This window comes from Methylobacterium nonmethylotrophicum (assembly GCF_004745635.1).
In the GTDB taxonomy this organism is placed as follows: Bacteria; Pseudomonadota; Alphaproteobacteria; order Rhizobiales; family Beijerinckiaceae; genus Methylobacterium; species Methylobacterium nonmethylotrophicum.
Genome location: NZ_SRLB01000029.1, coordinates 30,125 through 46,747 on the forward strand (window position 1 = coordinate 30,125; position 16,623 = coordinate 46,747).

Genomic DNA, 16,623 nt, shown 5'->3' on the forward strand with positions numbered 1-16,623 from the left:
ATGTCGACGCGCCGCCCATCTTGGGCCGAAGATCGCCCCGGTCCAGCCCCGACGGCCTAATCCTTGTCGAGGCTGAGATCCGGCGCCTCGGGGTTCTTCATGCCGACGACGTGGTAGCCGGCGTCCACGTGCAGGATCTCGCCGGTCATGCCGCGGGACATGTCGGAGATCAGGTAGGCGGCGGTCTCGCCGACCTCGTCGATCGTCACCGTGCGCCGCAGGGGGGCGTTGTACTCGTTCCACTTCAGGATGTAGCGGAAATCGCCGATGCCGGAGGCGGCGAGCGTCTTGATCGGACCGGCCGAGATCGCGTTGACGCGGATCTTCTGGGGCCCGAGATCGGCCGCGAGGTAGCGCACCGAGGCCTCGAGCGCGGCCTTCGCCACGCCCATGACGTTGTAATGCGGCATCCACTTCTCGGCGCCGTAATAGGTCAGCGTCAGCAGCGAGCCGCCGTTGCGCATCAGCTTCTCGGCCCGCTGGGCGATGGCGGTGAACGAGTAGCAGGAGATCAGGAGCGACTTGGAAAAATTCTCCGCACTGGTCTCCAGGTAGCGGCCGGTCAGCTCGTCCTTGTCCGAGAAGGCGATGCAGTGGACGACGAAGTCGATCCCGTCGGGGAAGTGCCGGCCGGTGGCCTCGAAGGCCGCATCGATCGAGGCCGGGTCGGTGACGTCGCAATGGCCGACGACCGCCGCGTCGAGCTCGCGCGCGAGCGGCTCGACCCGCTTCCTGAGCGCCTCGCCCTGGTAGGTGAAGGCCAGCTCGGCGCCGTGCTGGCGCGCGCTGCGGGCGATCCCCCAGGCGATCGAGCGGTTGTTGGCGACGCCGAGCACGAGGCCGCGCTTGCCGGCGAGGAGCCCGGTCCCGGGAGAGCCGGCCTGCCCGTCTTCCTGTACCTGTGCCCGGTTCGAGTCAGCCATGAGTCACCCAAAGAACAGCCGCCGGGGCGAGCCGGCGGCGGCCGGTTTTGGACGCGACCGTGCAGGGCTCCCCAGCGGCTTCCTTAACCGACGCCCGCGGGCGACGGAAGTGCGCCGGCTCGGGGAAAGCCGCCTCCTCCCTCGCGCTCAGCTCGCCGCGGCGGCGGCGCGGCGCTTGCGGGCGAACTCGGTCAGGGCCTCGTCGGCCTGGGCCGGCAGGGTGACGGCGATGGTGGCGAGCAGGTCGCCGCGGGTCCCGTCCTTCTTCGGAAGGCCCTTGCCGCGCAGACGGAAGACCCGGCCCGAACTCGTCATCGGGGGGATCTTCATCTCGACCGTCCCGGTCAGGGTCTGGATCCGGATCGGGCCGCCCAGGACCGCGTCCTCGAGCGGGACGTCCGCGGCGGTGCGCAGGTCCGCGCCCTCGACCTGGAAGCGCGAATCGGCGGCGAAGCGGATGGTCAGGAGCGCGTCGCCGGCATCGGCGCCCTGCGCACCCGGATAGCCGAGGCCGCGCAGGCGGATCACCTGCCCGTCGGCCACGCCCTTGGGCACGACCACGTCGACCTCGCGCCCGCTCGGCAGGTTGAGGCGCAGCTTCGCCTCGCCGGCGACCTGGTCGAGGCTGACGGTCAGCTCGGCCGCGACGTCCTCGCCCTTCTGGGGCGCGGCCCGGCCCGGCCCTCCGGCGGAGCGGAACGCCTCGCCGAACAGGTGGGAGAAGATGTCCTCGCCGAAGCCGCCACCGCCGCCGCCCGCCCCGCCGCGGCCGCGGGCCATCGATTCGAAGTCGAAGCCGCCGCGGCCCGCCCCGCCCGCTCCGCCGCCGAATCCCTCGAAACCGGTGAAGCGGGGCTTGCCGTCGCCGTCGATGGCGCCGCGGTCGAACTGCTCGCGCTTCTTGGCGTCGCCCAGGATCTCGTAGGCCTGGTTGACCTCGGCGAAGCGGTCCTGGGCCTTGGCGTCGTTCTTGTTGCGGTCGGGGTGGTAGGCCTTGGCGAGCTTGCGGAAGGCTTTCTTGATCTCCGCCTCGTCGGCCGAACGGCTCACGCCGAGTACGTCGTAGGGGTTGCGCATGGCGATCCGATGGCGATCCGAGCGGCACGGCCCCGGAGCAGATCCTCGAGGGCCGTGCCGCTGCGTGAAAGGGGTGAACCCTATCTGGCGACTGTGTTGCCGGATTGCAACGCAGGCGAGGGCGGGAAGCCCCCAGGTTACGGCACTTCCCGCGCCCGCGCCACGCCGGTCGGCCCCCTCAGCCCGGCTTCGTCGTCGCCTTCAGGCTCTTCAGCTCCCAGGCGCCCCCGGACGGACGGCAGCCGGTGCCGCGCACGAAGCGGTTGCCCGCCGGCCCGATCACGGTGGCCAGGAAGCCGCGGCAGATCTCGTCGTTCTTCACGAAGGGCAGCCCGGTCGGGTTGACCATGCCGCGCATGCCCGAATCGGGATTGTCCCACTTCACCGGCTGGCCGTTGCCCTGCGGGTCGAGGGCGACGGAGAGCGCCGCCTTCGCCCGGCGCCAATCCTCCCCGGAGAGGTCGGGGCCGAAGCTTTTCGGCGATGCCGGCTCGATGCTGCCGGTGCTGGTCGGCTCCGGCGGCGCGACTTCGGCCTGCGGGCCGAACACGATCAGCGGCTGGCTGCAGCCGCCGACCGACAGGATGCCGGCGGTCGTGGCCACCGCGAGGGCGAGCCCGAGCGTCACCGAACCGACTTTACACGCACCGCGACGCATTACACCTGTTCTCAAGACCGGGCGGTCCCTGCGACGCACGCGAACGCGACGCCGGCCCGCCCCCGGTTCCGGTTGTCACATGGGGAAGGACGATGCCGTGGACGGGTTAACGAAGAATGATTTCACGCAGAACCCGGATCCCTGGGCGCTGTTCCGGCAATGGTTTGCCGACGCACAGGCGTCCGAGCCCGAGGATCCGAACGCCATGGCGCTCGCGACCTGCGGCGCCGACGGGCTGCCGGACGTGCGGATCGTCCTCCTGAAGGGTGCCGACGAGCGCGGCTTCGTGTTCTACACCAATACCCTCTCGATGAAGGGCGGCGAACTCTCCGACAACCCGCGCGCCGGACTCGTGCTGCACTGGAAGAGCCTGCGCCGTCAGGTGCGGGCCCGCGGCGAGGTGACGAGGGTCGATGATGCCGAGGCCGACGCCTACTTCGCCTCCCGCGCCCGCGACAGCCGCCTCGGCGCCTGGGCGAGCCGGCAGTCGCAGCCGCTCGAGAGCCGCGAGGCCCTGATCCGGGCGGTGGAGGAGGTCGCGGCCCGCTTCCCCGGCGAGGCCGTGCCGCGTCCGCCGCACTGGACCGGCTACCGCATCGCGCCCATCACGATGGAGTTCTGGCAGGACGGCGCCTACCGGCTGCACGACCGGGTGCGCTTCACCCACCGGGGCGACGCAGGAGAGAGCGGGACCTGGGAGCGCAGCCGCCTCTATCCGTGAGGCACGGGGCCGGGGAGGAGCGGCGCCAAGCTTTGCTGCGGCGCGGCGAGCCCTGGATTTCCGGGCCGCCGAGCCCTACCCTGGGGCTCTTCGCGCCGCGCTCGTGACCGCCGGCGCTCCGCACCGGACATCCCGAGGAACGGCCGTGGCCCATCCGACGAACGAACGCCGCCGCGTGATGCTGCTCACCGGCGCGAGCCGGGGCATCGGCCATGCCACCGTCAAGCGGTTCTCCGCGGCGGGCTGGCGGGTCATCACCTGCTCGCGCCACGCCTTCCCGGAGAACTGCCCGTGGGAGATGGGCCCGGAGGATCACCTCCAGGTCGACCTCGCCGACCCGGAGGACACGGTCCGGGCCGTCCGGGAGGTGGCCGGCCGGCTCGAGGCCGAGGGCGGGCTCCTGCACGCGCTCGTCAACAATGCCGGCATCTCGCCGAAGGGGCCCGGCGGGGCGCGGCTGGGGTCGATCGACACCCCATTCTCCGACTGGCAGCGGGTCTTCCAGGTCAATTTCTTCGCCCCCATCCTGCTCGCCCGGGGCCTGTGCGACGAGCTGACCCGGGCCCGCGGCTCGATCGTCAACGTGACGTCGATCGCCGGGTCGCGCGTCCACCCGTTCGCGGGGGCGGCCTACGCCACCTCCAAGTCGGCGCTCGCCGGGTTGACCCGCGAGATGGCGGCGGATTTCGGCCCGCTCGGCGTGCGGGTGAACGCGATCTCGCCCGGAGAGATCGACACCTCGATCCTCTCGCCCGGCACCGACAAGCTGGTGGCGCAGATCCCGCAGCGCCGCCTCGGCACGCCCGACGAGGTCGCCAAGGCGATCTACTTCCTGTGCACCGAGGCCTCGTCCTACGTGAACGGCGCCGAGCTGCACATCAACGGCGGGCAGCATGTGTGAGCGGCGGCGGGCGGCCATCGCCCTCGCCTGCGGCGGCATCGCCGCCCTGCTGTCGGCGGCCCCGGCCGCGGCCGAGCCGAGGGTCACCCTCCTCGAGGTGCCGTTCCGGGTGACGCAGCTGCGCGACGCAAGGAGCGAGGCGGCGCTCGCCGTCGCGACCGCCGGGCTGCCGCAGCTTCCCCGCAAGGCCGGTCCGGTCGCGGTCGCCTGGGGCGAATCCGGGGCCGCGATCCTGGCCCTCTCGGGCGAGCGGGTCGCCGTGATCCCGCTTCCCCTCGACGCGGTCGAGGGCCTGACCGCCGGCGAGACGCCGAAGGGCGCGCTGCCGGGCAGCCGCCGGGTGCTGTCCGGCCCGGTCAGCGCCTACCTGTCGGGCCCGAGCCGCGGGCCGGACGGGCGGCCGGGCGCCGCCGGCGTCACGGTCCGCGAGCGCCAGCCGGTGGCGATGAGCGCCGACCCGAAGCCCGTGCCGGTCGCGACCGCGACGGTGCCGCCGGGCGCCGGCGCGGTCTTTTCCGCCGACACCCTGCGGCCGGTCGAGGTCGACGGCACCCTCCACCTCCTGGCGCTCAGCGAGCACCCGGAGGGCACGAGCCTGGCGCTGATCGGGCGCCAGGACGGCGCCTGGCGGGTGCGGGCCGAGACCCCGCCGGAGCCCGGGCCCTTGAGCCTCGCGGCCGACCTCCCGGGCGCCCGGCCCGGCGCGGTGCTGGTGCGCGGCGATGAGGGCCGGCTCGAGCACTGGAGCCTCGCGGGCGCCAGGCCGGTCCGGCAGGGCCAGGCCAGAGGGACCGACGGCAAGGGCTTCTCCGCCCCCGGCGCCGTGCTGGGGGACGGGAGCGAGCTGGTGCTGGCGAGCCGCGACCGCACCGCCCTCGCCTATCTGTCGCTGAAGGACCTCGCCGAGCGGACGCGTACGGCGCTGCCGGCACCGGTCGGGGCCGGCCTCGCCGTGCTGGGCTCCGGGCGCGGCGCCCACGTCGTCGTCGCCCTCGCGGACGGGCGGCTGGCGACGGTGCAGGACGGGGATGCCCGGCCGTGAGCGACGCCTCCGAGGATGCGGTCTGGCGCCGTCGCTACCCGTTGCGCCCGTTCCTCGCCGCCTCGGCGGCGGTGGTGCGCGGCGGTCGTGTGCTGCTCGCCGCCCGCGGTCAGGCGCCGATGCGCGGGGTCTACACCCTGCCGGGCGGCCAGGTGGAGGCGGGCGAGACCCTGGCCGAGGCGGCCCTGCGCGAGCTCCACGAGGAGGTCGGCGTCGTGGCCGAGGTCGTGGCCGGTCTCACCCCTCTCGAGGTGATCGAGCGCGACGCCGAGGGCGCGGTGCTGCACCATTTCGTGATCCATCCCCACGCCGTCCGCTGGCGCTCGGGCGAGCCGACGACCGGGCCGGAAGCCCTCGACCTGCGCTGGGTGACGCCGGCGGAGGCCCGCGAGCTGCCGACCACCCGGGGGCTGCACGCGGTGATCGCGCAGGCCCTGGCGGTGGTGGGAGACGAGGCGTGAGGCGCGCCCTCGTCCTTCTGGCCTGCCTCCTCGCGGCGGCGCCCGCCCTGGCGCAGAATCGCCCGAAGCCCGCCGCCAAGCCGCCCGAGAAGGAGGCGCCCGCTCCGGCGCCCCCGCCGGACGTACCCGCCCCTTACGACCGCGACCTGCTGCGCCTGTCGGAGATCATCGGGTCGCTGAGCTTCCTGCGTGAGCTGTGCGGCAACCCGGACGCCTCGGAATGGCCCGCCCGCATGAAGGCGCTCCTCGACGCCGAGGGGACGAGCCAGGGGCGGCGCGACCGCCTGGCCGGCGCCTACAACCGTGGCTATGGCGGCTACGCCGTCACCTATCGGGTCTGCACGCCCTCGGCCGTCGAGGCCGCCAGCCGCTTCATCGCCGAGGGCGAGCGCCTCTCGGTCGCCCTCGCCGGGCGTTTCGGCGGCTGAGTTCCCCGGTCGCGCCCAGGCGTTGCCGCCGCGCAACAGCTGTGGCGCCCATGTCGAAGAGAGCGGCATTCGCGTGGCGCCGTTAACCTCTTCGCAATTCCTCGCTGGCCCGGGTCCGGCGGACACCCTATGAATCGGGTCATCACACGAGGCCGCTGCGGGACCGAGACCGCCGTTCTCAACCGAGATCCGATCTCAAGGCTGTTGATGACCGATTTCGAAACGCTCGATCCTGCCCCCGATTCCGACCAGGAGGCCAAGCGCGCCGCCTTGAGCTACGTCTCGGAGGCCTTCGCGGAAGGTTGCCTGGACGGGATCGACGGCGACTGCATGGCCCAGGCCGCTCTGTTCGCGGCCTTCCAGGAGCTGGTCCAGACCTATGGCGAGGAGGCCACCGCCCGCTACGCCGAGGGCTTTCCGGAGCGCATTCGCGGCGGCACCTACACGGTGCGGCCCCAGGCCCGACATTAACGCGCGGGGCACCGAGGCCGATTCCGCTCCGTCGTCGATGGCCGGGACCCGGAGGGCCGCCCCGCGCGTTCGCCGGGCATGACCTTCCACGATCCCGCTGCCGCCGTGATCACGACCCGCCTCTGGCGCCCGCGCCGGGTCGTGATCACGGCGGCGGCGCGCGACTACCCTCACGGGCGCGCGATCGCGGCGCGGGCGGAGAGCCTCGGCCTCTCCGTCGAGGCGCTTCCCGGCAACCGCCTCACCGGCCTGCGCCACCCCGACCCGCGCCGGGCCTATCTCGAGGCCAAGAACACCCTCGCGGTGGTGGTGGCGCCCCCGACCAGGCTGAAGCTCCAGCCGATCCCGCCGAGCGCCGACTGGCGGGTCGACCTGACCGAGGGCTGTCCGGCCCATTGCCAGTACTGCTACCTCGCCGGCTCGCTCAGCGGGCCTCCGGTGACCCGGGTCTACGCCAACCTGGACGAGATCCTGGGCAACCTGGCGGGCTATGTCGGCCGGGGCGGCGTCACCTCGGCGAGCGCCGAACGGGCGCATGAGGGCACCACCTTCGAGGCCTCCTGCTACACCGACCCTCTCGGCATCGAGCACCTGACCGGCTCCCTCTCGGCGGCGATCCGGCATTTCGGGGCCTGGGACGCGCCGGTGAGCCTGCGGGCGACCACCAAGTTCGCGGCGGTCGCGCCGCTGCTCGCCCTGCCCCATGGCCGGCGCACGCGGCTGCGCTTCTCGATCAACGCCGCCGCGGCCGCCCGCTACGAGGGCGGCACCGCCTCCTTGCGCGAGCGACTCGCCGCGATGGGGGCGGTGGCGCGGGCCGGCTACCCGGTCGGGCTCACGGTCGCGCCGATCCTGCCCGTGCCGGACTGGCGCGAGGCCTACGCGGCGCTCTTCGCGGAAGCCGCCGCGGCGCTCGACGGCGTGAACGACCTCGACCTGACCGCCGAGCTCATCACCCACCGCTTCACCCCCGGCTCGAAGGCGGTGCTCGAGGGCTGGTATCCCGGCTCCGACCTCCCGATGCGCGAGGACGAGCGCAGCCGCAAGCTCACCAAGTTCGGCTCGGTGAAGTACGTGTTTCCGGCCGAGCCGATGCGCGAGATGCGCCAGCACCTCACGCAGGAGATCGCGGCGCGGCTGCCGAGGGCGCGGGTGCTGTACTGGACGTGAGCTCGTCGCGCGACAGGCGTTCGGTGCACCGCGGCGCCCTGCGCCGCCTCGACTTGGACGGCCGGCTTGGACAAGGCCGGCTTGGCGTTGTCCGGGCCGATGATGCTAATCTGCGCCACGGACGATCTCCTCGGCTGGGTGTTGCGGCGACCCCAATCCGGCACAGGCGTTGCCGCCGGGGGGCCGTCCACCTGTCATCCCGGTTTCCGCGGCGCGGCCCCGGCATGACGGGGGAGGGTTTCAGAGCCGCGGACGAGATCGAGCCTGTGCTCGGGGTCGAGCGCGATCCCTTGCATCGGCTCGCGATGCCCGCGGCGGCCCGCGATGATGCGACCCGAAGCGAAGGTACGTGATCCATGACGAACACCGCTGATTTCGACGCCCGCCTCGACCGGCTCGCCGAGGTCGCCGTGAGGGTCGGCCTCGGGCTGCGGCCCGGGCAGGAACTGGTGATGACGGCGCCCCTCGACGCGCTGCCGCTCGCCCGTCGCATCACCGCCCAGGCCTACCGCGCCGGCGCCTCGGTGGTGACGACCCTGCTCGCCGACGATCAGGCGACGCTGGCCCGGTTCGAGCACGGCAACGATGAGGCCTTCGATCACGCTGCCGGCTGGCTCTACGAGGGCATGGCGAACGCCTACCGCGCCGGCGCGGCGCGCCTCGCCATCGCGGGCGACGACCCGTCGCTCCTCGCCGGGCAGGACCCGGACAAGGTGGCGCGGGCCAACAGGGCCCGGTCCAGGGCCTACATGCCGGCCCTCGAGCAGATCGCGAATTTCGCCACCAACTGGACCATCGTCTCGGCGGCGACCCCCGCCTGGGCCCGCACGGTGTTCCCCGACCTGCCGGAGGACCAGGCGGTCGCGCGGCTGTGGGACGCGATCTTCGCCGCCTCGCGGGTCGACGGGCCCGATCCTGTGGCGGCCTGGGTGGACCACAACCGACGCTTGAGCGACCGCACGACCACCCTCAATGCCCGCCGCTACGCCGCCCTGCATTTCCGCGGCCCGGGCACCGATCTGACCGTCGGGCTTGCCGACGACCACGAATGGTGCGGCGGTGCCGCGACGGCGAAGAACGGGATCGTCTGCAACGCCAACATCCCGACCGAGGAGGTCTTCACCACCCCGCACAGGATGCGGGTGGAGGGCCATGTCAGCGCGACGAAGCCCCTCTCGTACCAGGGCACCCTGATCGACGGCATCGCGGTCCGCTTCCAGGAGGGCCGCATCGTCGAGGCGCGGGCCCGCACCGGGGCCGACGTGCTCGCCAAGGTGATCGACACCGACGAGGGCGCGCGCCGCCTCGGCGAGGTCGCGCTGGTGCCGGCCTCCTCGCCGATCTCGGCCTCGGGGCTCCTGTTCTGCAACACCCTCTACGACGAGAACGCCGCGAGCCACATCGCGCTCGGCCAAGCCTACAGCAAGTGTTTTCGCGATGGTGGCGCCGGTCTGACCGAGCAGGATCTTGCCGCCCGCGGCGCCAACCGCAGCCTCATCCACATCGACTGGATGATCGGCTCCGCCGAGGTCGACGTCGACGGCCTCACGCCGGAGGGCCGGGCCGAGCCGCTGATGCGCCGGGGCGAGTGGGTGGACTGACGCCCCGAACCCTCGCCGGCCTCCACCTACAGGCCCGGACCCTTGGCGGCCCCGAGGATCCGCCCCGGGCCGTTGTTCTCGGCCTGGAGCACGAGCACGTAGGAATCGGCGTCCGCCGTCGCCAGCAGCGTGCGGGGCACCTCGAAACGGGCAGGAGCCCCGCGCCAGCTGCCGACATGGTGCATGCCCCGCACCACGTTGCGGTAGGTGACGGTGCGGCCCCGGTTCTCGCCGCGGCCGATCGCGACCTCGCGGGTGCGCACGACGGGGAGCAGCCACAGCTCGGCGGTGCGGCCGGCCTCCGATGCCGGTCCGACATCGATGATGATGCGATCGGCGGCCGCCTCGCTGCGGATCGCCACCGGCAGGCTGGCCGCGGTGCCGGGGTCGCGGATGCTGCGTTCCAGGGCCGCCCGGTCCGATCCCACCACCGTCGCGGCGCCGTTCACCACCGCCTGGGGCGTGAACACCTGCCGGTCTCCGCGCATGCCCGCATAGGCGCGCTGCCGCGCCGTGAACGAGGTGCTGGCCAGGGTGTCCTTCCAGCCGAGATAATCCCAGTAGGTGACCGGCAGGGTGAGGGCGATCACTCCCGGATCCCGGGCGAGCTCGCTCACCAGCCGGTCGGCCGGCGGGCAGGCGGAGCAGCCCTGGCTGGTGAACAGCTCGACCACCGCCCGCGGCGCCTCCTCGCCACGCACCGGGCCGAGGAGGCCGAGCCAGGCCGGGATCAGGCCGGCGAGCAGGCGGTGGGAGGGCGGGCGCGTCATGGCGTCATCAACACCCGGCGGATGGGTGGACGGAAGTCACGTTAGCTTGAGGCTCAAGCGCTTGAGCCTCAAGAGGTTGAGACTCATGCGCTCGCGAGTCACGAGTTCGAGACCTGGGCGGCCGGAGCCGCAGCCGGCACCCGCGCGGAGGCCGTGCGCGGCAGCATCGCCGGGCGCCAGCGCCGGTGCATCCACAGCCATTGCTCGGGATGATCCCGCACCCAGCCGGCAATCACGTCGGTCATCGCCTGCATGGCGCCCGGCACGTCGATGGCGCCGCCTTCGTCCCGCGGCAGGGCCAGGGGCGGGGTCAGTTCGAGCCGGAAGCGGTCGCCGCCCAGGCGGATCACCCGCACCCCGTGCACCGGGCACTCGTAGTGCCGGGCGAGCTTGGCGAGCAGCGGGTTCGCCAGGGCCGGCTGCCCGAGGAAGTCCACCACGACCCCGCGGGTGAAATGCTGGTCGATCAGCATGCCGAGATGGCCGCCGCGCTCCACGACCCCCTGCATCGCGAAGGCGGCGCCGGGCCCGGCGGCGGTCAGGCCGCCCATGGTGGCGCGCCGCACCTCCTGGACCAGCTGTGCCGCGGCCGGGCTGTTCGGCGGCCGGAAGACCGCGCTGGCCTCGAGGCCGAAGCGGGCGGCGCAGATCGCCGGCAGCTCCCAGTTGGCGAGATGGGCCGAGAAGATCAGCCCCGGCTTGCCGTCGTCGCGAAGGGAGAAGAAGTGCTCGATTCCCACGACCTCGATCCGTCCCGGCTCTGCCGCCTCCGGGTCGTAGTCGAAGATCTCGCCGAGATGGGCGTACTCGGCGCCGGTACGGCCGAGATTGTCCCAGGCGCCGAGCGCGATCGCGGCGATCTCCGCCTCGCTCCTCTGCGGGAAGGCCTGGCGCAGGTTCCTGAGCGCGGTGCGGTGCGACGGCAGGAGCGGGCCGATCGTCCGGGCGACCGCCGCGCCGGCGCTGGCGGCGCGGGCCGGCCCGAGGAGCCGGGCCAGCGCGAACAGGGCCCGCACCAGCAACACCATCGGCAGGCCGGCGAGGCGGGACAGGGCGCGGTAGAGCCTCAGCTTCAGGCGCAGCACGACGATCTCACGAAGCAGTCCGGGCAAAGGCAGGACGAACGGGGCGGATTCGTGCAGGATCGTCGCGTCCCGCACCCCGCCTCTTCTCCCGCCCGGGCGGTTTGTGCAAGGGCATTGCGGTCATCCGGCGCCCTTGCCGCGCGCCTGTTGCGTCAGAGGGTGACCAGGATCTTCCCGAACACCTTGCGCGATTCGAGCCGCTCCAGCCCCAGCGCGAAATCGCCGAGCGGCAGCACGGTGTCGATCACCGGATTCATCCCGTCCGCCATCTTGGCCAGCGCGTCGCGGATGTTGGCGATCCGGCAGCCGAACGAGCCGGTGATGCGGTATTGCTGCTGAAAGAGCTGCATCAGGTTCATGGTGGTGGAGACGCCGGAGGTCGAGCCGCAGGTGACGAGGCGTCCGCCGCGCTTGAGGCAGAGCAGCGACCCGTTCCAGGTCTCGGGCCCGACATGCTCGAACACCACGTCGACGCCCTTGCGCTTCGTTGCCCGGCGCACCTCGCCCTCGAACCGCTCGGTCCGGTAGTTGATGACGTGATCGGCGCCGAGGGCCTTCGCTTTCTCGCCCTTGGCGTCGTCGCCGACGGTGGTGAACACCGTGCAGCCGATCGCCTTCGCCATCCTGATCGCGGTCGTGCCGATGCCCGAGCCGCCGGCATGGACCAGGATCGTCTCGCCGGGCTCGAGCCTGGCGTTGTCGAACAGCATGTGCTGCACGGTGCCGAAGGCGATCGGCGCGCAGGCGGCGTCGGTGAAGCTGACGCCCTCGGGGACCGGCACCACCAGCCGCGCCGGCAGGTTGACGTAGTCGCGGGCGAAGCCGTCGACGTGGAAGCCGAGCACGCCGCCGACGTCCTCGCAGAGGTTGTCGCGGCCCTCGCGGCAGGCGCGGCATCGGCCGCAGGTCAGCGCACCGTAGGGCGCGACCTTGTCGCCGACCTTGAGCCCCTCGACGCCCTCGCCGAGCGCCGCGATCTCCCCGGAGGCCTCGGCCCCGACGGTGAGCGGCAGCTTGCGCTTGGCGAAGGCCATGCCGCGAAAGCCCCAGACGTCGATGAAGTTGAGGCCGACGGCGCGCACCCGGATCTGCACCTCGCCGGGGCCGGGCGGCTCGAGGTCCGGGACCTCGGTCAGGCGCAGGTCGCGGTCGCCGAAGAGCTGGAGGGCTTTCATCAGGGTCCTATCGTGTCTCGCGGGGCGGTCACGCGGACTCGACCCGGGGCGCAGGCGCGATCTCTCAAGGTTGGCGCGGGATCCCCTCTCCCACTCGGGAGAGGGGATCCCGCGCTACAATTTCGAAGGGGACTTAAACGCAGGGCGCCAACTCGGCAACGCACCCTCACTCCGGCGTCAGGTACCGCCGCCGCGCCCACCCGACGATCGGGCCGAGCTTCACCCGGCACCAGGTCAGGCCGCTCGGGGTGTCGTTGGTGCAGCCGAAGCCGCGCAGCCGCCCACGAGGCGGGGCCTGGCCGAGGGCCGGCGAATCGGCGTCCGGCGCCTCGCGGATGCTGAGCGTGTCGCCCGGGGGCAGCCCCTCGACCCGGAAGAACTCGGGACGGCCGAAATCCTGAGCCGAGGCAAAGGCCGGGGCGAGGAGGAGCGCGGCCGCCGCGGCGGCGCGCAAGCGGGCGCACGAGTGGGGGTGCCGCATGGATCCGTTCGTCAGGTGCGGTGGATGCCCATCATCGCGGTGAGCCCGCCATCCACCGGCAGCACCGCTCCGGTGATGTAGCCCGCCCCCGGGCCGAGCAGGAATGCGACGAGATCGGCCACCTCCGCCGGCGCCGCGAAGCGCCCGGCGGGGATCTGCTTCTCCATCCCGGCGCGGTGGGCGGCGTAGGGCGCCATCATGTCGGTATCGATGAAGCCCGGGGCCACCACGTTGACGGTGACGCCGCGGCGGGCCGATTCGATCGCGAGCGTGCGGCAATAGGCGATGAGCGCGCCCTTGCTCGCCGCATAGGCCGCGTTGCCCGGATTGGCCCGCAAAGCCGCCACCGAGCCGATCGCCACGATGCGCCCGGCCTTGGCGCGGGTCATCGGCCGCACCAGCGCCTTGGCGAGGCGGGTCAGCGACCAGAAATTGACCTGCATCGCGGCCTCGGCCCGGTCTTGGTCGAGCACCGCCGCCAGGCTGTCGCAGGGCTGGCCCGCATTGTGGACGAGGCCGTAGATCGCCTCGCCCTCCATCACGGCGCAGAAATCCTCGAGCGCCGCCTTGTCGGACAGGTCGAGGGAATGGGGCCGCAGGCGCCGCTCCGGATGCCGGGCGGTGAGTTCGGCGGCCAGCGCCTCGGCCGCCTCGCGCGAGCCCCGATAGGTGAAGTCGACGTCGTGCCCGGCCGCCGCGAGCGCCCGCACGATCGCGGCGCCCAACCCCCGCCCGCCCCCGGTGACGAGGACGCGGCCGGTCTGTGCGGGGGCGCTCACGCGGGCTCCGCCCCGAACACCAGGCAGGTGTTCTGGCCGCCGAAGCCGAAGGAGTTCGACAGCACGGTGGTCACCGGCACGTCGCGGGCGGTCGTGACCACGTCGAGGGGGATCGCCGGATCGGGCACCGCGTAGTTGAGCGTCGGGGGGACCCGGCCGTGGGCGATGGTGAGGAGCGAGAACGCCGCCTCGATCGCGCCGGCGGCGGTCAGCGTGTGGCCGATCATCGACTTGTTGGACGAGATCGGCACGTGGCGCATCCGCTCGCCGAGCACCGCGAGGCAGCCCATCGCCTCCATCTTGTCGTTCTCCGGCGTGCCGGTGCCGTGGGCATTCACGGTGTCGATCCGGTCCGGGGAGAGGCCGGCATCGTCGAGGGCCGCCTGGATCGCCGCGATGATCGGCGCGCCGTCCGGGCTCGACCGGGTACGGTGGAAGCCGTCGCCCTTCTCGCCGCAGCCGAGGAGGTAGCCGAGGATGCGGGCGCCGCGGGCCCGGGCGCGCGCGGCGTCCTCGAGCACCAGGGCGGCGGCGCCCTCGCCCATCACGAAGCCGTCGCGGTTCTTCGCGAAGGGCTTGGACGCGCCCTCGGGCGGGTCGTTCTGGGTCGAGAGGGCGGAGAGCAGGGAGAACCGGATCAGCGATTCCGGGTTCACCGAGCCGTCGGTGCCGATGCAGAGCGCCGCCTCGACCTCGCCGCGCCGGATCGCCTCGACGCCGAGCTGGATCGCGGTCGCGCCCGACGAGCAGGCGGTCGAGAGCGAGATCGGCGAGCCCTTGGTGCCGAACCGCTCCGCGATGCGGTCCGCGACCGTGCCGAAGATGAACAGGTCGTGCCAGTCGTCGAAGCGCCGGCTCCCGGCCGCCCGCAGCAGGTCGGCATAGGTGACGGGTCCCTCGATGCCGGCCGCCTCGGCGAGCGCCTGGCGCTGCGGCCACTCGATCTCGACCGGCGGCACCGCCATGAACAGCGCGCCCGGGAAGTCGCCGGAGAGCCCGGCCTGCCCGACGGCCTCGTCGGCGGCGGCCTCGGCGAAGCGCTCGGAGAGGAGCGGCGCGACCATCGGGTCGGCCCCGATGAAGTCGACGGTGCCGGCGATGCGGGTGCGCAGGCCCTCGGTCGGGAAGCGGGTGATCGCGTGAATGCCCGAGCGCCCCGCCGTCAGGGCGGCCCAGTTGTCGGCGACCCCCTGGCCGAGGGAGGTTACCACGCCGATGCCGGTGACCGCCACGAGCGGGCGGCCCATCGCGTCGCGGTCGCGGCTCATGCGCCCTCCCCTGCGGTGGTGATGCGCAGCACGCCCTCGCCCCGGCGATGGCCGATGACCGTCACGGCGACCTCGCGGGCCTCTGCCCCCGCCACCAGGGCGGTGGCGATGGCCGCGCCGAAGGGTGCTGCGGCCTCGAGCGTATGGCCGGTCACGTCGCCGAGGGCCCGGACCGGCGCGTTCGGCGCGAGGGATGCCAGGGCGTCGCGCTCCTCGTCGGTGATGCCGGCGCAGCCGGTGGCGCCCGAGATCACGGCGTCCGGCGCGGAGAGCCCGGCCCGGCCCCAGAGGTCGGACAGGCTCGCCGCGACGCTGCCGGGCGCGCGCGTCGTGCGGTCGCTCGCCACCGCGGCGACCCGCGCGAGGGTGCGGACGCCGCGCGCCGTCGCGTGCGCCTCGGATTCCAGGACCAGGAAGGCGGCGCCGGAGCCGAGGACGAAGCCGGGGGCATCGGCGCGGGCGAAGACCGGGCGATACCCGGGCTTGGCGAGGTAGCCGCCCATCTCGTGGATCAGGAGCGCGTCGGGCCGCTCGGCATTGTAGGAGCCGCCCACCAGGGCGATGTCGAGCTGGCCCGCGGCGATGCGGCTCTGCGCGATGCGCAGCGCGTCGACACCGCTCGATTCCTCGCCCATGAAGGTGCGTGAGGCGCCCGTCACCCCGTGCACGATGGCGATGTTGCCGGCGAGCAGGTTCGAGAGCTGGGCGAGGAACAGCGTCGGCCGCAGGTCGTTCTGCAGCCGCTCGTTGAGGTAGGCGCCGGGATCGGCGGCGCCGCGCAGGCCGGTGAGGATCTGTCCGTCGACCGCGTAGTCGCGCTCGCCGCCGCCCGCCGCCACCACGAGGTGCATAGCGGCCTTCAGGGCCGCGTCGCCCTTGGCACCGGCCGCGTCGAGGGCGAGGCCGGCGGCGTAGACGCCCAGCCGCTGCCACGGCTCCATCTGGCGCTGGTCGGACTTCTTCGGGATCTGCCCGTCGAGGACGAGGGCGGCCACCGGATGCACCGGGTAGGGCGCGAAGGTCCCGGCATCGGTGCGCGGGGCCTCGCCCGAGTGGTAGGCCGCGAGGTGCGCCTCGACGCCCTCGCCGGCGCAGGAGACGAGCCCGAGGCCCGTGATGACGACCGGTCGGGTCACGCCTTCGCCCCGTCGAGGAGGCCGATCCGGGCGGCGCGCGCGCGCATCGGCGCGTCGAGCCCGTCGGGAAACGGCATGGTCTTGAAGCGCAATTCGGCGTTGCAGAGCGGCTTGCCCTCGGCCCGGATCGCCGCCTTGGTCACGGCGTAGCCGGAGCCGTCATGCTCCAGGCTCGCCTCGACCTCGAGCGTGGCCCCGGGGCCCACGAAGGCGCGGAAGCGGGCCTTGTCGACGCCCATCAGGAACGGCATGTGGCTGAACGACGCACGCGCGAGCAGCAGGTAGCCGGAGGCCTGCGCCATCGTCTCGGTGAGGAGCACGCCCGGCACCAGGGGGTGGCCGGGGAAATGCCCCTCGAAGACCGGGCTCTCCTGCGGCACGGTGGCGAGCGCCGCGATGCGCCCGCCCTCGCGGTCGAGGTGCACGACCCGGTCGATCATGTCGAAGTATTCGAGGCGCATCCCCGCGACAGCCTG

19 protein-coding genes are annotated in these 16,623 nt (G+C 73.1%); 8 read left to right on the forward strand and 11 right to left on the reverse strand.

What is annotated here, in order from left to right:
• Window positions 1-56 precede the first annotated feature (56 nt).
• From fabI to EU555_RS27970, 3 genes are all read right to left on the reverse strand, one after another.
• Window positions 57-923 (reverse strand): enoyl-ACP reductase FabI, encoded by an 867-nt coding sequence (fabI, locus tag EU555_RS27960; RefSeq protein ID WP_135418662.1) that lies wholly within the window; start codon window positions 921-923, stop codon window positions 57-59.
• Between the two features lie 147 nt (window positions 924-1,070).
• Window positions 1,071-2,000 (reverse strand): DnaJ C-terminal domain-containing protein, encoded by a 930-nt coding sequence (locus tag EU555_RS27965; protein ID WP_135418663.1) that lies wholly within the window; start codon window positions 1,998-2,000, stop codon window positions 1,071-1,073.
• 178 nt (window positions 2,001-2,178) lie between these two features.
• Window positions 2,179-2,658 carry an RT0821/Lpp0805 family surface protein gene (locus EU555_RS27970; RefSeq protein WP_135418664.1) on the reverse strand — a complete coding sequence of 160 codons (480 nt, stop codon included), beginning with the start codon at window positions 2,656-2,658 and terminating at the stop codon, window positions 2,179-2,181.
• A gap of 79 nt (window positions 2,659-2,737) precedes the next feature.
• On the opposite strand from EU555_RS27970, the gene pdxH reads away from it, so the two are divergent.
• The 8 genes from pdxH (at window position 2,738) to EU555_RS28005 (ending at window position 9,453) form a co-directional block, all read left to right on the forward strand.
• The gene (gene pdxH / locus EU555_RS27975; RefSeq protein WP_135418665.1) at window positions 2,738-3,379 is read left to right on the forward strand and encodes a pyridoxamine 5'-phosphate oxidase; all 642 of its coding nucleotides are present in this window, start codon (window positions 2,738-2,740) and stop codon (window positions 3,377-3,379) included.
• Window positions 3,380-3,557: 178 nt separating this feature from the next.
• Window positions 3,558-4,280, forward strand: coding sequence for an SDR family NAD(P)-dependent oxidoreductase (locus EU555_RS27980; RefSeq protein WP_135418705.1), 723 nt, complete (start codon window positions 3,558-3,560; stop codon window positions 4,278-4,280).
• A complete protein-coding gene (locus EU555_RS27985) occupies window positions 4,273-5,322 on the forward strand; it encodes a hypothetical protein (protein ID WP_135418666.1) in 1,050 nt (349 codons plus the stop codon). The genes EU555_RS27980 and EU555_RS27985 overlap by 8 nt, the downstream gene beginning before the upstream one ends.
• Window positions 5,319-5,783 (forward strand): NUDIX hydrolase, encoded by a 465-nt coding sequence (locus EU555_RS37240; protein WP_245524533.1) that lies wholly within the window; start codon window positions 5,319-5,321, stop codon window positions 5,781-5,783. The genes EU555_RS27985 and EU555_RS37240 overlap by 4 nt, the downstream gene beginning before the upstream one ends.
• The gene (locus EU555_RS37245) at window positions 5,780-6,211 is read left to right on the forward strand and encodes a TIGR02301 family protein (RefSeq protein ID WP_425375162.1); all 432 of its coding nucleotides are present in this window, start codon (window positions 5,780-5,782) and stop codon (window positions 6,209-6,211) included. Before EU555_RS37240 ends, EU555_RS37245 begins: the two co-directional genes overlap by 4 nt.
• A gap of 207 nt (window positions 6,212-6,418) precedes the next feature.
• On the forward strand, window positions 6,419-6,682 hold the full coding sequence (locus EU555_RS27995) for a hypothetical protein (RefSeq protein WP_135418667.1): 264 nt from the start codon (window positions 6,419-6,421) through the stop codon (window positions 6,680-6,682).
• 78 nt (window positions 6,683-6,760) lie between these two features.
• Complete coding sequence (locus EU555_RS28000; RefSeq protein WP_135418668.1) at window positions 6,761-7,852, forward strand: SPL family radical SAM protein; 1,092 nt, start codon at window positions 6,761-6,763, stop codon at window positions 7,850-7,852.
• A 356-nt stretch (window positions 7,853-8,208) separates the two neighbouring features.
• The gene (locus EU555_RS28005) at window positions 8,209-9,453 is read left to right on the forward strand and encodes an aminopeptidase (protein WP_135418669.1); all 1,245 of its coding nucleotides are present in this window, start codon (window positions 8,209-8,211) and stop codon (window positions 9,451-9,453) included.
• A gap of 26 nt (window positions 9,454-9,479) precedes the next feature.
• Here EU555_RS28005 and EU555_RS28010 read toward each other — a convergent pair whose 3' ends face one another.
• From EU555_RS28010 to EU555_RS28045, 8 genes are all read right to left on the reverse strand, one after another.
• The gene (locus tag EU555_RS28010) at window positions 9,480-10,223 is read right to left on the reverse strand and encodes a DUF1223 domain-containing protein (RefSeq protein WP_135418670.1); all 744 of its coding nucleotides are present in this window, start codon (window positions 10,221-10,223) and stop codon (window positions 9,480-9,482) included.
• A gap of 98 nt (window positions 10,224-10,321) precedes the next feature.
• Complete coding sequence (locus tag EU555_RS28015) at window positions 10,322-11,308, reverse strand: lipid A biosynthesis lauroyl acyltransferase (protein WP_135418707.1); 987 nt, start codon at window positions 11,306-11,308, stop codon at window positions 10,322-10,324.
• Window positions 11,309-11,460: 152 nt separating this feature from the next.
• Window positions 11,461-12,483, reverse strand: coding sequence for a zinc-binding dehydrogenase (locus EU555_RS28020; RefSeq protein ID WP_135418671.1), 1,023 nt, complete (start codon window positions 12,481-12,483; stop codon window positions 11,461-11,463).
• 166 nt (window positions 12,484-12,649) lie between these two features.
• Window positions 12,650-12,964: an SH3 domain-containing protein gene (locus tag EU555_RS28025; RefSeq protein WP_135418672.1), complete on the reverse strand. Its 315-nt coding sequence runs from the start codon at window positions 12,962-12,964 to the stop codon at window positions 12,650-12,652.
• Window positions 12,965-12,975: 11 nt separating this feature from the next.
• Window positions 12,976-13,743 (reverse strand): SDR family oxidoreductase, encoded by a 768-nt coding sequence (locus tag EU555_RS28030; RefSeq protein WP_135418673.1) that lies wholly within the window; start codon window positions 13,741-13,743, stop codon window positions 12,976-12,978.
• Complete coding sequence (locus EU555_RS28035) at window positions 13,740-15,011, reverse strand: beta-ketoacyl-ACP synthase (protein ID WP_135418674.1); 1,272 nt, start codon at window positions 15,009-15,011, stop codon at window positions 13,740-13,742. The genes EU555_RS28030 and EU555_RS28035 overlap by 4 nt, the downstream gene beginning before the upstream one ends.
• Window positions 15,008-16,147 carry a beta-ketoacyl-ACP synthase gene (locus EU555_RS28040; RefSeq protein ID WP_135418675.1) on the reverse strand — a complete coding sequence of 380 codons (1,140 nt, stop codon included), beginning with the start codon at window positions 16,145-16,147 and terminating at the stop codon, window positions 15,008-15,010. The genes EU555_RS28035 and EU555_RS28040 overlap by 4 nt, the downstream gene beginning before the upstream one ends.
• Window positions 16,144-16,608 (reverse strand): 3-hydroxyacyl-ACP dehydratase FabZ family protein, encoded by a 465-nt coding sequence (locus EU555_RS28045; RefSeq protein WP_135418676.1) that lies wholly within the window; start codon window positions 16,606-16,608, stop codon window positions 16,144-16,146. Before EU555_RS28045 ends, EU555_RS28040 begins: the two co-directional genes overlap by 4 nt.
• Window positions 16,609-16,623: the final 15 nt, after the last annotated feature.